We start from the raw sequence: 13,935 nt of genomic DNA, 5'->3' as shown, positions 1-13,935 counted from the left end.
CTATGCTGCTTCGATTTCCTTGCGGGCGGCGCTTGCAAGGAAGGCGGATCGGGTAAGACCTCGCTCCTTCGCGGTCGCATCGATCGCGTCGAGCATGCCCCTGTCGAAGGTTACGTTTGCACGGACGGTCCGAGTATCGTCCGCGATAAACGGAATGTGTGTCAGGAACGCGCCCCTCGCAAGTTCAGCGCGGACGTCGTCACGCGACATCAGATCGTTATAAGACGATGGAATAGGCGGCGCCTCCTCCTCCGCCCATAGCCGGATCGCCTCGATCGCGTTGGCGGTAAGGTCGTCTTCGATATCTGCGGCCGAAAACACGGACGGCAGATCAGGGAAGCTGATGCCGAAGGCACTATCATTGTCTTTATGAACAAGAGCGATGAAATATTTCATCGGTTCCACCTCACACCCATCCGACCTGCTTTGCGATTGCAAGCGCGATGCCGACCGGCAAATCCTTCTTGGGATGCGGGGCGATGAACGTCTGCGTCCCCTTGCGAAGCTTGTGATGCGATCCCTTGGCCGAAACCAGCTCAAAGCCTTCGCGCTTCAACCGCGCAATGATCCTTTGGCTGTTGCGCTGCATGCATCACTGTAGATGTACGAGCAGATAAGCTTTTTTTTGGGATATTATGACGATATGGGGGCGCATTATGATGCGCATTTCTTGTTGGGCCCGATATCGAATGGGTCCGCAGTGCGAACCCATTCGCAGATCGTTTATTCCGAGTCCGCATTCCGCAGCCGCTCAAGGCTCGGCAGCGACGTGATGTTGTATCCGGCATCCACATAGTGGATTTCGCCGGTCACGCCCCGGGAGAGGTCTGAGAGCAGGTAAAGGGCAGAGCCGCCGATATCCTCGATGGTCGCGGTGCGCCGAAGCGGAGCGTTCTTCTGGTTCCAGGAGTAGATCGCGCGTGCGTCGGAAATGCCGGCACCGGCTAGCGTGCGCACGGGGCCTGCCGAGATCGCGTTGACGCGGATGTCGCGAGGGCCGTAATCGGCCGCTAGATAGCGCACCGAGCTTTCCAGCGCCGCCTTGGCAACGCCCATGACGTTATAGTTCGGGATCACCCGCATCGAGCCGCCATAAGTCAGCGTCAGCATCGCGCCGCCATCGATCATCAGGTCCGCCGCCCGTTTGGCGATTTCCGTGAAGGAGAAGCAGGAGATCACCATGGTGCGGCTGAAATTCTCGCGCGTCGTGTCGGCGTAGAGGCCTTTCAGCTCGTTCTTGTCGGAAAAGCCGATGGCGTGCACCACGAAGTCGAGCTTGCCCCAGCGTTCCTTGATCTCCGCGAAGGTCGCATCCACCGAGGCGATATCCTCGACATCGCAGGGCACGACAAAATCCGAATTAAGCTCTGCTGCGAGCGGCTTGACGCGCTTGCCCAGTGCTTCGCCCTGGAAGGTAAAGGCGAGTTCGGCGCCCTGCGCGGCGAGGGCTTTCGAAATCCCCCAGGCAATAGAATGATTGTTGGCGACCCCCATGATCAGGCCGCGTTTCCCCTGCATGATTCCGGTCATGGAATTACCCGTTAAAGCGCTGGAAGACGAGCGTGGCGTTGGTGCCGCCGAACCCGAAGGAATTGGAAAGAACCGTATCGATCTTGGCATCGTCGATGCGCTTGCGCACGATCGGAACGCCCTCGAATTCCGGGTCCAGGTTTTCGATATGGGCGCTTTCGCCGATGAAGCGTTCCTGCATCATCAGAAGGCCGTAGATCGATTCCTGCACGCCGGCACCGCCGAGCGAATGGCCGGTCAGCGACTTGGTCGACTGGATATGCGGGATCTTGTCCCCGAAGACCTGGCGGATGGCGCCGATCTCCTTGCTGTCCCCAACCGGGGTCGAGGTGCCGTGAGTGTTGATGTAGTCGACATCGCCTTTCACCGTCGCCAGCGCCTGTCGCATGCAGCGCATCGCGCCTTCGCCCGACGGGGCGACCATGTCGTAGCCATCCGACGTCGCGCCGTAGCCGACGATTTCCGCGTAGATCTTGGCGCCGCGAGCTTTCGCATGCTCGAGTTCTTCGAGAACCAGCACGCCGGCACCGCCAGCGATGACGAAGCCGTCGCGGTCAACGTCATAAGCGCGGGAGGCCTTGTCGGGATCGTTGTTGTACTTGGTGGACATGGCGCCCATAGCGTCGAACAGGTTCGACATCGTCCAGTCGAGGTCCTCGTGGCCACCGGCGAACATCACGTCCTGCTTGCCCCACTGGATCATCTCTGCGGCATTGCCGATGCAGTGCGCGGATGTCGAGCAGGCGGACGAGATCGAATAGTTGACGCCGTGGATCTTGAACCAGGTGGCAAGCGTCGCCGATGCCGTCGACGACATCGCCTTCGGCACGGCGAACGGGCCGATACGCTTCGGGCTGTTGTTCTTGAGGGTGATCTCGGCGGCTTCGATGAGCGTGCGGGTGGAGGGGCCGCCCGAACCCATGATGATGCCGGTGCGCTCGTTCTCGCCGATGTCCTTGTCTTCAAGGCCGGAATCGGCGATCGCCTGTTTCATGGCGACATGGTTCCAGGCGCCGCCCTGGCTGAGGAAGCGCATGGCGCGGCGGTCCACCAGTTCCGTCGGATCGAGCGTCGGCCGGCCCCAGACCTGGCACTTGAAGCCGTGCTCGGCGAAATCGGGAGAGAAGGAAATGCCGGACTTTGCCTGACGCAAGGATTCTGTGACTTCGGCGGCGTCGCTCCCGATCGAGGATACGATACCGAGACCCGTTACAACTACCCGTCTCATCTCATCAAACCTTTTCTGCTTGTTCTTCTTTGGCCGCGAAGCAGGATCAGGCGGCCTTTTCCTTCGACAGGCCTACACGAAGGTCTGTTGCCTGGTAAATGGTTTCGCCGTCCGCCTTGAGCCAGCCATCTGCGGTGCCAAGCACCAGACGACCGCGCATGACGCGCTTGAAGTCGATGCCATACTCGAGCAGCTTGGTGTCCGGGCGTATCATGCCCTTGAACTTCACTTCTCCGGTCGACAAAGCCATGCCGCGTCCCGGCTCGCCGAGCCAGCCGAGGAAAAAGCCGGTCAATTGCCACATGCCGTCAAGGCCAAGGCAGCCCGGCATGATGGGATTGCCTTCGAAATGGCAGGGGAAATACCAGTCGTCGGGCTTAACGTCGTATTCGGCGCGAAGATAACCCTTGTCGAAGGCCCCGCCTGTTTCCGAAATGTCGGTAATGCGGTGGACCATCAACATCGGCGGCAGCGGAAGCTGCGCATTGCCGGGTCCGAACAGCTCGCCATGGGCGCAAGAGAGAAGTTCTTCGTAAGAGAAGCTGGACTGCCTGGGTGCCATAAATTTCCGTTCCCCCCGTTGAACCTTAGACCTTTTGTTTCAGCAGCTTTAGTGCAAGATCGGTCGGAATTGAAGCGTAACGATGAACTTGCGCTCCGCCTGGGGATGGCAGCCGAGCCACTGGAACATGCGTTTGTTCTGGTCCGCATATAGGAAGCTACCGGCGCAAACCAGAGGCTTGTAGCGAAATTGCGCGTTTTTGGCGCTCGCGCGGCAGGTATCCTCCGGAAACTATTGAAACTACCCTCCGTAAAAGTTATATCGGAAAGTCAAGATACCTGACATGGGCGTAAAACGGCGGGAGCTGACGGGCAATATGGCAGAAGCCATGACGGACATCGAGACGAGACTGCGCCACTGCGGCCTGCGTCCGACGCGGCAGCGCGTTGCGCTGGCCGATCTGCTGTTCGCCAAGGGTGACCGCCACCTGACCGTCGAGGAACTGCACGAGGAAGCCACCTTTGCCGGCGTCCCTGTTTCGCTCGCGACCGTTTACAACACGCTGCATCAATTCACCGAAGCCGGCCTTATCCGCGTGCTGGCGGTCGAAAGCGCCAGGACCTATTTCGACACCAACATTTCCGATCATCATCACTTCTTCGTCGAGGGCCGTAACGAGGTGCTCGACATTCCGGTCAGCAATCTGCAGATCGGCAACCTGCCGGAAGCGCCGGAAGGCATGGAAATCGCCCATGTGGATGTGATCATCCGTCTGCGCGAAAAGAAAAGCTGACGCTTCCTACTCTTTCCCTTTATTCCCCCTCATGGCCTCGTCCTGCTCCCGGCCGGGCCGTGGCCTGTAGCGCGGCAATGTCCAGCCGTAATGGATCGCGCCGCCGCGCAGGCCGAAGGCCAGCGCCGCGCCCAGGCCTGAACTCGCGTAGAGCGGCAGGCCAAGCGCATTCGCCGCGGTAAACCCGCAGGCGCCCGCCAGTGCGGCGGTAATGTAGATCTCCGGCCTCAGCAGCACCGAAGGTTCGTTGGCAAGAAGATCGCGCAGGATGCCCCCGAAGGCTGCGGTCAGCGCACCGGTGACGATCGCGATCGTCGGTGATCCCGTGGCGGCAAGCCCTTTTGCAGCGCCGAGCACGCTATAGGCGGCAAGCCCTACCGCATCGAACCAGATCAGCAGACGATAGCGCCATTCCACGCGGTGGGCCGTGCAGAAGACGAAGGCACCGGCAACCACGCAGATCAGGATATAGGTCGGATCGAGCACCCAGAAGACCGGCATTCGCCCGAGGATAATGTCTCTGAGCGTGCCGCCGCCGAGTCCGGTGACCGCCGCGAAAAACAGGAAGCCCACGAGGTCGAGTTGTTTTCGCGAGGCGGCCAGTGCGCCGGTCGCGGCAAAAAGTGCGATGCCGGCGTAGTCGAGGATCATCAGCAGTGACATGTCAAACCTTGTGATCCAGCGTCGCGCAAGTGCAGGCCGTTAGCATAACCGCCGATCGTTGCGTGCGTCATCCTTCCGCGCCCGCCGTGAACAGATGAATTTGCAGGGGTCCGTTCGTGAAAAAGCTCTTGATCATTGTTGTGCAGGCGCTCGTCCTGGTGCTTGCGCCGACATTTGCTTTCGCTCAGCAGCCGCAGCGTTTCAGCGATCCGGAAATCTACGAAAAGAATTACTTCCGCAAGGAATGCAAGACCGTCGACTACGGGCCGACCTTCATCAAGCGCTTCGACATCAACAATGACGGCATGATCGACCTCGTTTCCAATCAATCCGAAGTAACCTGCGACGGGGTCAAGGGCCCGCGCTGCACTGCGGAGGGCTGCCTCTACAATTTCTATGTCCAGATCAAGGAAGGCGGCTACGTGATGGTCGCCACCGCCCAGCTTTATAAATACGATTTCGTCCAGTACTTCGGCAACATGGTCTTTGAATTGACGATGCATCCCCGTTTCTGCGGTCGCAATGACGCCGCGCCCTGCGAAATGCGCGTCCGGGTGCGCGGCCTCGATTTCAATATCCTGTCGAAGAAATAGAAGGGCGTGGAGATGGCTCATCCCGGAAAGATCCCGCCGATCCGGCCGGTGAGATAATAGGCGGTGAGGCTCATCCACTCGCGGGCGGCAGTTGTCGTCAGCTGTGCGTTCAGCGCCGGCTGGGTGAAATCGAGCGACAGGCGGACGATGCCGCTGGTGCGGTAATCGACCGGCCACGGCGTGACCGTTATCCCGGCCGCCCGGAACAGGCCCATCGAGCGGGGCATGTGGAAGGCCGAGGTGATCAGCAGGCAGTTATCCAGCCCCTGCGCCTTGAGAAGGCCGGCCGTATTTAGCGTATTCTCGTAGGTCGTGCGCGACGCGTTTTCCTTCACCAGCCTATCGGCCCGGATGCCGAAGGCGGAAAAGAACCGTTCCGAAGCCTGCGCTTCGCCTTCGTAGGCGCCGCTGATCGAACCGTCTCCACCGGAAATCAGAATGCGTGCTTGCGGATGATTGCGGGCGAGCCGCAGAGCCTCCACGAACCGATCGGCCGCCTGGTTGAGCTCGATGCCGCCGCGCGCGGTCGTCACCTCGTTTTCGAGCACCCCGCCGAGCACGATCATGCAGGAAACCGTCTGTGCTTCCTGGGAAGGCTTCGGAATGCGGTCTTCCAGCACCTGCAGCGCCACCGTGCCAGCCGTGGTGAAAAGCGTCACGAACAGCAACAGCGCTGTCAGGAGCGCGGCGGACCCGCCGAGCTTGTGCCGGCCGACGAAGACCAGAAATGCGGCGAGGGCCGCGAGCAGAAAGGCGATCGAGAGGGGCTGGGCAAACACCCAGAAGAGCTTGGACAGCAGGAACATCAAAAACTTTCGAGACGATCAGGCGCGGCGGCGGGCGGAGACGATCGGCTGCTGGAAATGCAGGTGCAGCGGGCGCGGCAGAAGCGCCGTCGCCAATGCCACCGCAAGGGCCAGAACCGAAACGATCCAGAGCGCATGGCTGCCAGCATATTTCGTCAAAAAAGCGCCCGTCACGGCACCGCATGCCATTCCCGTCCAAGGAACCGTCTGGATCAGCCAGCCGGTCGGGTTGCGGTCGCCGATCAGCCAGCGGCCGATTCCGCGGCCGAAGCGGGAAAGCGCGCCCGTCACATAGGTCAGCCCGATCGGCAGCCCTTCGATATGTTCGACCGTTGCGTTGATCATGCCCATCGACAGCACGATCAGATAGAATTGAAGCCGCGGGTAACCGGCCGTAGGAACGATGGAAGCCGCGGCCAGCAGGAGTGAAACGCCCGACAGCACCACGAAGGTGCGGCGTGCCGAGACCGTATAGGCAAGCACGATGCCGAGTGCGTTGCCGAGAATGAAGACCCAGAGCGCGATAAACAGGATGATCGAATGGCTGTAGTCGCCGTCGGCGAAGGAGATTGCCGCCCGGGTCGTGTTGCCGGTCATGAAGGATACGAAGTCGCCCGAGAGAAGCAGGCCCACCGCATCCGTCATGCCCGCCACGAAGGAAATCGCGGCAACGAGTGCAAGACCCGTCACGGTCCGCCGTCTGCGGATGATGCGTCTTCGTCTTTCCCTGGTCATGGAGGTCCTTTCCTCCGCGTAAATCTGCGCGAATCACGCCTTGAGGCGTTGATCCAGGACAATGTCGGATAACTAGGAAAGAAATCGCAAATCGAACGCCGAGGCGAGTCCTATTGCGAGCCCAGCCACGCCTCGACGCCTCGGGCAGCAGAGCGGCCCGTCGCAAGGCAGGCGGTCAGCAGGTAGCCGCCCGTCGGCGCCTCCCAGTCGAGCATTTCCCCAGCGGCGAACAGGCCCGGAAGCAACTTCAGCATGTAGCTCTCGTCGAGATCGCTCCAGGCGATGCCGCCGGCGGACGAGATCGCTTCGGCGATCGGCCGCGGGCGGAGAACGGGGATCGGCAAAGCCTTGATCACCCTCGCCAATTCCTCCGAGGCCATTCGGTTGGCATCCGGAACGAGTTCGCGAATCAGGGCAGCTTTTACGCCCTCCAGCCCTGCTCCCTTTCGCAGGCGGTTGGAGAAGCTCGCCTTGGCATCCTGCCGGACAAGGTCGCGCGCCAGACGCTCAATCGTGCGGCCGGGCGCGAGGTCGACGGCCAATGCCGCCTGGCCTTCCGCGACAAGTCGGTCCCGCAGTGCTGCGGAATGGGCATAGACCAGGCTGCCTTCGATCCCGTGTTTCGAGACCACGAATTCGCCCTGGAACGTGCCGGCGTCGGACGTGGTCGAAACAGATTTCAGCGGCTCGCCGGCAAAACGCTCGCGAAACGCCTCGCTCCAGGCGACATCGAAACCGCAATTGCTAGGCTGCAGATCGGCGATCGCGATGCCTTTGTCTCTCAGCCACGGCACCCACGCGGCATCCGAGCCAAGCCGTGGCCAGCTGGCGCCGCCGAGTGCCAGGAGAGCAGCATCCGGCTGGACGATGATCGGTCCTTCCGGCGTTTCGAACCGATAGCCGTTTCCGGCAAACCCCACCCAGCGGTGCCTTGCCTTGAGCTTTACGCCCTGTGCCTCCAACCGCCGCAGCCAGGCGCGCAACAATGGCGAGGCTTTCATGACTGTCGGGAACACGCGGCCGGAGGTCCCCACGAAGGTTTCCGTGCCGAGACCGGCCGCCCAAGCCCGCACGCCGTCCGGAGTGAACGCTTCAAGGGCCGGGCGCAGGCGCGCGGAGTCGCTCCCGAATCGCTCCGCGAAACTCGAAAAGTCTTCCGAATGGGTGATGTTCAGCCCGGACTTGCCGGCGAGCAGGAATTTCCGCCCGAAGGTCGGCATCGCCTCATACACCGTCACGGCATGGCCGGCAGCGGAGAGAACCTCCGCCGCCATCAGCCCTGCCGGGCCGCCGCCGATGATTGCGATCTGCTTCGTCATGATCTCCGGTTACGGCAGATCAGTCCGCTTTGCCATAGCCTCCGGCCGTCGGCGTCTGAACGGTCACCGCTTCGCCCGCCTCGATGATCGTCTGGGCGCAGCCGCCGAGTTCTTCGAGCGTGCCGTCGAGGCGCCGCACCGTGGTCTTGCCGAGCTCGCCGGCTTCGCCACCGGCAAGCCCGTGCGGCTTGATCGTCCGATGCGAGGAGAGGATGGCGCAATCCATCTTCTCGAGGAAGCGGATCGTCCGCTTCGTCCCGTTGCCGGCCGAGAACTTGCCCCTGCCGCCGGAATTTTCGCGGATGTGGAAGTCTTCGAGCAGCACCGGATAACGGGTTTCCAGGATTTCCGGGTCTGTGAGGCGGGAATTGGTCATGTGCACATGCACCGCATCCGTGCCCTCGAAACCGGTCCCGTCGTTGAACACGCCGGCCGGCGAACCGGAGCACAGCGTCTCGTAATACTGATAGGTCGCGTTGCCGAAGGTGAGATTGTTCATCGAACCCTGGCTTGCTGCCATCGCGCCGAGCGCGCCGAACAGCGCATTGGTCACGTGCTGGCTGGTTTCGACATTGCCCGCCACCACAGCCGCCGGATATTGCGGCTTCAGCATCGACCCCTCCGGGACGATGATGCTGATCGGCCGCAGGCATCCCGCATTCATCGGAATGGAGCTTTCGACCATGACGCGGAAGACATAGAGCACCGCCGCCCGGGTAACCGGTTCCGGCGCGTTGAAGTTGTTCTTCTTCTGCGGGCTCGTGCCCGTGAAATCGACGGTCGCCTCGCGCTTGGCCTTGTCGACGGTGATCTTCACCTGGATCACGCTGCCCTGGTCGGTTGCGTAGGAGAATTCGGAATTGCCGAGTTTCTCGATCACCCGGCGCACACTCTCCTCCGCATTGTCCTGCACGTGGCCCATATAGGCCTGCACCACGTCGAGACCGAACTGCGAGATCATCTTGCGCATTTCGTGAACGCCTTTTTCGTTGGCGGCGATCTGGGCGCGCAGGTCGGCGACGTTCTGGGCGACGTTGCGGGCGGGGTAGGGATGGTTGGAAAGGAGATCGGTGATGCCGGCCTCGTCGAACCGGCCGCGATCGACGAGCAGCACGTTGTCGAACAGCACGCCTTCCTCGTCCACGGTGGTCGCGAGCGGCGTCATCGAGCCCGGCGCGGTACCGCCGACATCGGCGTGATGGCCGCGCGAGGCAACGTAGAAGAGAATGTCCTTGCCCTCGGCGTCGAACACCGGCGTCACGACGGTGATATCGGGCAGATGGGTGCCGCCATTATAGGGGGCGTTCAGCGCAAACACGTCGCCGGGGCGGATCCTGCCCTGGTTCTGGGCGATGACGCTTTCGACCGACCGGTCCATGGAGCCGAGATGCACCGGCATATGCGGAGCATTCGCCACCAGCGCGCCGTCCGCATCGAACACGGCGCAGGAGAAATCCAGCCGCTCCTTGATGTTGACCGACGAGGCGGTGTTCTGCAGCGTCACGCCCATCTGTTCGGCGATCGACATGAAGAGATTGTTGAACACTTCGAGCAGAACCGGATCCGCCTGCGTGCCGATCGGCTTGGCGCGGGAAAGTTCGGCGACGCGCTTCAGCACCACATGGTTCAGCCGGGTGATCTCGAAGGCCCAGCCGTCCTCGACAACGATGGTCTGGTGCGGTTCGACGATCAGGCAGGGACCATTTGCGCGCGAGCCCGGCTTGATATCGGCGCGGCGATAGACCGGCGCCTCGCGCCACGCGCCGCCGGAGAAGAATTTCGTTTCTTCGGCCGCGAAAGGCTCGGCGCCGTCGACCGCGAATTCCGGCTCGTCGGAATCTGCGCCGCCGCCGATGGCCTCGACCTCATAGGCCTCGAAGATGATTTCGCGGTTTTCGAAGATGAAACCGAACTGCTTCCTGTGCGCCGTTTCGAAGGCGACCGTCATTTCTGCCGCGCTGGCGAGAGTGACGGGCAAGGTCGTATCCGTGCCCTGATAGCGCAGATGGGCGCGGTGAAGCACCTCGGTCTCGGAGGCGGCCACGCCCTGCGACGCCATTTCCTCCAGCACGCTGCCGGTCAGTTCGTCGCTTATAGGCCCCAGCGTTTCCAGCGCGGCCGTAAGCTCGTGCGACACCGTGCGCTGGCGGGTGGCGCGGATATCCGCGAGCCCCATGCCATAAGCGGAAAGAATGCCCGAGAACGGGTGGATCATCACGGTCGAGATGCCGAGCGCATCGGCCGTCAGGCAGGCATGCTGGCCGCCGGCGCCGCCGAAGCAGGTCAGCACGTAATGGGTGACGTCATAGCCGCGCTGGACGCTGATCTTCTTGACGGCATTCGCCATGTTCTCGACCGCGATCGCCAGGAACCCGTCGGCCACTTCTTCCGGCGAGCGGCCGTCGCCGATCACCTTGGCCATATCCTCGAAGGCGGCACGCACGGCATCCGCATCGAGCGGCTGGTCGCGGTTGGGTCCGAAGATCGCCGGGAAGAGTTTTGGCGAGAGCTTGCCAAGCATGACGTTTGCGTCGGTGACCGTCAGCGGCCCGCCGCGGCGATAGGCCTTCGGACCGGGATTGGCACCGGCCGAATCCGGGCCGACGCGAAAACGGCCGTTCTCGAAATGCAGGATCGAGCCGCCGCCGGCGGCAACCGTGTGGATCGACATCATCGGCGCGCGCATGCGCACGCCCGCCACTTCGGTTTCGAACGAGCGTTCCAGCTCGCCGTCATAATGCGACACGTCGGTCGAGGTGCCGCCCATGTCGAAGCCGATCATCCGGTTGAAGCCCGCAAGCCGCGAGGTCTCGACCGCACCGACCACGCCGCCGGCCGGGCCGGATAGGATCGCATCCTTGCCCTGGAACAGCCGTGCCGCGGTCAGCCCGCCGGAGGACTGCATGAACATCAGCTGCGCGCCCTGATTGTCGGCGACGTCGAGCCCGGTCCCGAGCTCGCCGGCAACCTGCTCCACGTAGCGGCGCAGGATCGGCGACAGATAGGCGTCGACCACAGTCGTGTCGCCGCGCCCGACCAGCTTGATCAGCGGCGAGACTTCGTGGCTGACGGAAACCTGGGTGAAGCCGATCTCGCGGGCGATCTGCGCAATCAGCTGCTCATGCGCCGGGAAGCGATAGGCATGCATCAGGACGATCGCGACGGCGCGGAAGCCGGCGTCATACTGCTCCTGTAACTGACCGCGGATCGTCTTTTCGTCTGGTGCGGCCTCGATCGTGCCGTCGGCGCGGACCCGTTCGTCCACCTCGACCACATGCTTGTAGAGCAGCTCCGGCTTGATGATCTTCTTGGCAAAGATGTCGGCGCGGGCCTGGTAGCCGATCGCGAGTGCGTCCCGGAAACCGCGGGTCGTCACGAGCAGCGTGCGCTCGCCCTTGCGCTCCAGCAGCGCATTGGTGGCAACCGTCGTGCCCATCTTCACCGCGCCGATCGCGTCGGCAGGGATGGCGGCCCCGGTCGGCACGCCGAGAAGCTCGCGGATACCCTGCACCGCGGCATCGCGGTAGGCCTCCGGATTTTCGGACAGGACCTTGTGAGCCACGAGCGATCCGTCCGGCTTTCGCCCGACGATGTCGGTGAACGTGCCGCCGCGATCGATCCAGAAATCCCACTTAGCCTCGGTCATGTTTCGCCCCTCAAATAGAAATTGATGCCTAACGAAAACATTTCGTCGATAAAACGTCAATGATTAGTTGACAGGAAAATGCACATTGAAGCATCATGCTCGCTGAACGGGCAGGAAGCCGCCAAGAGCTCCACCCGGATAACCGGCAACCGAGGGGAGCCGACCATGCCGTTTTCAAGATCCTGTAACGGGAGGGCCATCCATGTCCTCCGTTGATCCCCGCCACAGCATATTCCCGGATTGGCTCCGGAAGGTGCTGGATGGACTCTATCTGTTTTCCGGCTATCTCGCCGGGCTTTTTCTGGTCGCCATTTTCCTGATCATGCTGGGGCTCTCGGCCGGGCGCCCGCTCGATATCGACGTGCCGTCCGGTGACGATTTCGCCTCCTGGTGCATGGCCGCAAGCGCCTTCCTCGGCCTCGCCCACACATTCCGCTCCGGCGAAATGATCCGTGTCGGACTGCTGATCGAGCGTTTCAAGGGCCGTCTGCGGCAGCTCATCGAAATTTTTGCCTTGGCCACGGGCACTGCCGCTGCGGTCTATTTCGCCTGGTTCGCCTATGACATGACGAAGACCTCCTGGCAGTTCAACGACCTGTCGCAGGGCGTCATTGCGGTGCCTTTGTGGATACCGCAGCTCGGCTTCTGCGGCGGCCTGATCATCCTGGCAATCGCCTTCGTCGACGAACTCCTCCATGTCCTGTTCGGCGGCTCGCCGCGCTATGAGAAGCCGGAGCCGCAAACGGCCGAGGAAGTCATCGAGCGCGCCATGCAGAGCGGGGCGTGATCCATGAGCACGATCGAACTCGTTGAAATCGCCGGCGTCGTTCTTGTCGCCCTTCTTGCGCTGCTGGCCGGCGGGGTGTGGATCGGCATTTCGCTGCTGATCTGCGGCTTTATCGCCATGCTCTTCGTTCCCGGCATCCCGATCGGCGCCGTGCTCGCCACCAATTCCTGGAGTGGCGGCGCATCCTGGTCGCTCGCGGCCCTGCCTCTGTTCGTCTGGATGGGGGAAATCCTGTTCCGCACCCGGCTGTCGGAAGAGATGTTCCGCGGCCTCGCTCCCTGGCTCGGCTGGCTGCCTGGCCGCCTGATGCATGTCAACGTGCTCGGCTGCGGCCTGTTCGGCTCGATCTCGGGCTCGTCGGCCGCCACCACCGCCATGATCGCCAAGATCGCCCTGCCGGAGCTCAAGAAACGCGGTTACGACGAGATGGTCAGCCTCGGTTCTCTCGCCGGCGCCGGCACGCTCGGCATCCTCATCCCGCCGTCGATCACCATGGTCGTCTATGCGGTGGCGGCAAATGTCTCGATCATCCAGATCTTCCTTGCCGGCTTCCTGCCGAGCATCATCGTCATGGTGCTTTATTCCGGCTACATCATCGTCTGGTCGCTTCTGAACCCGGACAAGCAACCGCCCGCACCGCCGAAGATGAGCTTCATGGAGAAGCTCAGGGAATCGGCCAACCTCATCCCCGTCACGCTGCTCATCGTACTCGTCTTCGCGACCCTCATTCTGGGCTGGGCGACGGCGACGGAATGTGCAGCCTGGGGTGTGCTCGGCTCGCTTGCCATCGCCGCCTGGTCGCGGACGCTGACGATGAAGGCCTTCTGGGACAGCGTTATGGGCGCCACACGGCTTACCTGCATGATCATGCTGATCCTGACCGGCGCCGGCTTCATGTCGATCGCCATGGGTTATACCGGTATTCCGAACGCGCTCGCCGCCTGGGTCGACAGCTTCAATCTCAGCCCTTATGCGCTGATCGCGGTGCTGACGGTCATGTATATCCTGCTCGGCGCAGCGCTTGACGGCCTGTCGATGATCGTGCTCACCACGGTCGTGGTCCTGCCGATGATCGAGCAGGCCGGTTTCGATCTCGTCTGGTTCGGCATCTTCCTGGTGCTGATCGTCGAGATGGCGGAAGTCTCGCCGCCGGTCGGCTTCAACCTCTTCGTGCTGCAGACGATGAGCGGCCGCGACAGTCTGACTGTCGCCCGCGCCTCGCTGCCGTTCTTCTTCCTGCTTGTGGCGACTGTCGCCATCATTACGGTCTTCCCGGAAATCGTGATGGTTCTGCCGAAAATGGCATTCCCGGGTTAATCAGAGAAAGAAAAAG

14 protein-coding genes are annotated in these 13,935 nt (G+C 62.2%); 4 read left to right on the top strand and 10 right to left on the bottom strand.

Annotated features, from left to right (window positions below):
- The 5 genes from GQ59_RS09040 to fabA form a co-directional block, all read right to left on the bottom strand.
- Positions 1–396 (bottom strand): type II toxin-antitoxin system HicB family antitoxin, encoded by a 396-nt coding sequence (locus GQ59_RS09040; protein ID WP_037080330.1) that lies wholly within the window; start codon positions 394–396, stop codon positions 1–3.
- Between the two features lie 10 nt (positions 397–406).
- A complete protein-coding gene (locus GQ59_RS09035; RefSeq protein WP_037080156.1) occupies positions 407–589 on the bottom strand; it encodes a type II toxin-antitoxin system HicA family toxin in 183 nt (60 codons plus the stop codon).
- Between the two features lie 134 nt (positions 590–723).
- On the bottom strand, positions 724–1,530 hold the full coding sequence (gene fabI / locus GQ59_RS09030) for an enoyl-ACP reductase FabI (protein WP_037080150.1): 807 nt from the start codon (positions 1,528–1,530) through the stop codon (positions 724–726).
- Positions 1,531–1,534: 4 nt separating this feature from the next.
- Positions 1,535–2,758, bottom strand: coding sequence for a beta-ketoacyl-ACP synthase I (gene fabB / locus GQ59_RS09025; protein WP_037080147.1), 1,224 nt, complete (start codon positions 2,756–2,758; stop codon positions 1,535–1,537).
- 46 nt (positions 2,759–2,804) lie between these two features.
- A complete protein-coding gene (gene fabA / locus GQ59_RS09020; protein ID WP_037080143.1) occupies positions 2,805–3,320 on the bottom strand; it encodes a 3-hydroxyacyl-[acyl-carrier-protein] dehydratase FabA in 516 nt (171 codons plus the stop codon).
- 316 nt (positions 3,321–3,636) lie between these two features.
- Between fabA and irrA the strand changes: the two genes are divergently transcribed.
- Complete coding sequence (gene irrA, locus GQ59_RS09015) at positions 3,637–4,053, top strand: iron response transcriptional regulator IrrA (RefSeq protein ID WP_037080327.1); 417 nt, start codon at positions 3,637–3,639, stop codon at positions 4,051–4,053.
- 6 nt (positions 4,054–4,059) lie between these two features.
- Here the strand turns inward: irrA and GQ59_RS09010 are convergent, their stop codons facing one another.
- Positions 4,060–4,716, bottom strand: a complete 657-nt coding sequence (locus GQ59_RS09010) for a trimeric intracellular cation channel family protein (protein WP_037080139.1) — start codon at positions 4,714–4,716, stop codon at positions 4,060–4,062.
- A gap of 116 nt (positions 4,717–4,832) precedes the next feature.
- On the opposite strand from GQ59_RS09010, the gene GQ59_RS09005 reads away from it, so the two are divergent.
- Complete coding sequence (locus GQ59_RS09005) at positions 4,833–5,309, top strand: hypothetical protein (protein ID WP_051903875.1); 477 nt, start codon at positions 4,833–4,835, stop codon at positions 5,307–5,309.
- Between the two features lie 17 nt (positions 5,310–5,326).
- Here the strand turns inward: GQ59_RS09005 and GQ59_RS09000 are convergent, their stop codons facing one another.
- The 4 genes from GQ59_RS09000 to GQ59_RS08985 all read right to left on the bottom strand — a co-directional run bounded on the left by GQ59_RS09000 (position 5,327) and on the right by GQ59_RS08985 (position 11,815).
- Entirely contained in the window at positions 5,327–6,115 is a 789-nt protein-coding gene (locus GQ59_RS09000) for a YdcF family protein (RefSeq protein WP_037080133.1), read from the bottom strand.
- A gap of 18 nt (positions 6,116–6,133) precedes the next feature.
- Complete coding sequence (locus tag GQ59_RS08995) at positions 6,134–6,850, bottom strand: YoaK family protein (RefSeq protein ID WP_037080130.1); 717 nt, start codon at positions 6,848–6,850, stop codon at positions 6,134–6,136.
- A gap of 110 nt (positions 6,851–6,960) precedes the next feature.
- Positions 6,961–8,169 (bottom strand): TIGR03862 family flavoprotein, encoded by a 1,209-nt coding sequence (locus GQ59_RS08990; RefSeq protein WP_037080127.1) that lies wholly within the window; start codon positions 8,167–8,169, stop codon positions 6,961–6,963.
- Between the two features lie 19 nt (positions 8,170–8,188).
- Positions 8,189–11,815, bottom strand: a complete 3,627-nt coding sequence (locus GQ59_RS08985) for a hydantoinase B/oxoprolinase family protein (RefSeq protein ID WP_037080119.1) — start codon at positions 11,813–11,815, stop codon at positions 8,189–8,191.
- Positions 11,816–12,017: 202 nt separating this feature from the next.
- Between GQ59_RS08985 and GQ59_RS08980 the strand changes: the two genes are divergently transcribed.
- On the top strand, positions 12,018–12,602 hold the full coding sequence (locus tag GQ59_RS08980) for a TRAP transporter small permease (RefSeq protein WP_051903874.1): 585 nt from the start codon (positions 12,018–12,020) through the stop codon (positions 12,600–12,602).
- 3 nt (positions 12,603–12,605) lie between these two features.
- Positions 12,606–13,919, top strand: coding sequence for a TRAP transporter large permease (locus GQ59_RS08975; RefSeq protein WP_037080117.1), 1,314 nt, complete (start codon positions 12,606–12,608; stop codon positions 13,917–13,919).
- Positions 13,920–13,935 lie beyond the last annotated feature (16 nt).

The organism is Neorhizobium vignae, from assembly GCF_000732195.1.
Classification (GTDB): domain Bacteria; phylum Pseudomonadota; class Alphaproteobacteria; order Rhizobiales; family Rhizobiaceae; genus Neorhizobium; species Neorhizobium vignae.
The sequence above is the reverse complement of the archived record's forward strand: the minus strand, read 5'-3'. Positions and strand labels throughout refer to the sequence as shown.

Bases quoted from the DNA above. Each gene is read 5' to 3' on its own strand.
- GQ59_RS08990 (WP_037080127.1), bottom strand. From the start codon at position 8,169: ATGACGAAGCAGATCGCAATCATCGGCGGCGGCCCGGCAGGGCTGATG.
- fabB (WP_037080147.1), bottom strand. From the start codon at position 2,758: ATGAGACGGGTAGTTGTAACGGGTCTCGGTATCGTATCCTCGATCGGG.
- GQ59_RS08985 (WP_037080119.1), bottom strand. From the start codon at position 11,815: ATGACCGAGGCTAAGTGGGATTTCTGGATCGATCGCGGCGGCACGTTC.
- GQ59_RS08995 (WP_037080130.1), bottom strand. From the start codon at position 6,850: ATGACCAGGGAAAGACGAAGACGCATCATCCGCAGACGGCGGACCGTG.
- GQ59_RS09010 (WP_037080139.1), bottom strand. From the start codon at position 4,716: ATGTCACTGCTGATGATCCTCGACTACGCCGGCATCGCACTTTTTGCC.
- irrA (WP_037080327.1), top strand. From the start codon at position 3,637: ATGGCAGAAGCCATGACGGACATCGAGACGAGACTGCGCCACTGCGGC.
- fabI (WP_037080150.1), bottom strand. From the start codon at position 1,530: ATGACCGGAATCATGCAGGGGAAACGCGGCCTGATCATGGGGGTCGCC.
- GQ59_RS09035 (WP_037080156.1), bottom strand. From the start codon at position 589: ATGCAGCGCAACAGCCAAAGGATCATTGCGCGGTTGAAGCGCGAAGGC.
- GQ59_RS08980 (WP_051903874.1), top strand. From the start codon at position 12,018: ATGTCCTCCGTTGATCCCCGCCACAGCATATTCCCGGATTGGCTCCGG.
- GQ59_RS09040 (WP_037080330.1), bottom strand. From the start codon at position 396: ATGAAATATTTCATCGCTCTTGTTCATAAAGACAATGATAGTGCCTTC.
- GQ59_RS08975 (WP_037080117.1), top strand. From the start codon at position 12,606: ATGAGCACGATCGAACTCGTTGAAATCGCCGGCGTCGTTCTTGTCGCC.
- fabA (WP_037080143.1), bottom strand. From the start codon at position 3,320: ATGGCACCCAGGCAGTCCAGCTTCTCTTACGAAGAACTTCTCTCTTGC.
- GQ59_RS09000 (WP_037080133.1), bottom strand. From the start codon at position 6,115: ATGTTCCTGCTGTCCAAGCTCTTCTGGGTGTTTGCCCAGCCCCTCTCG.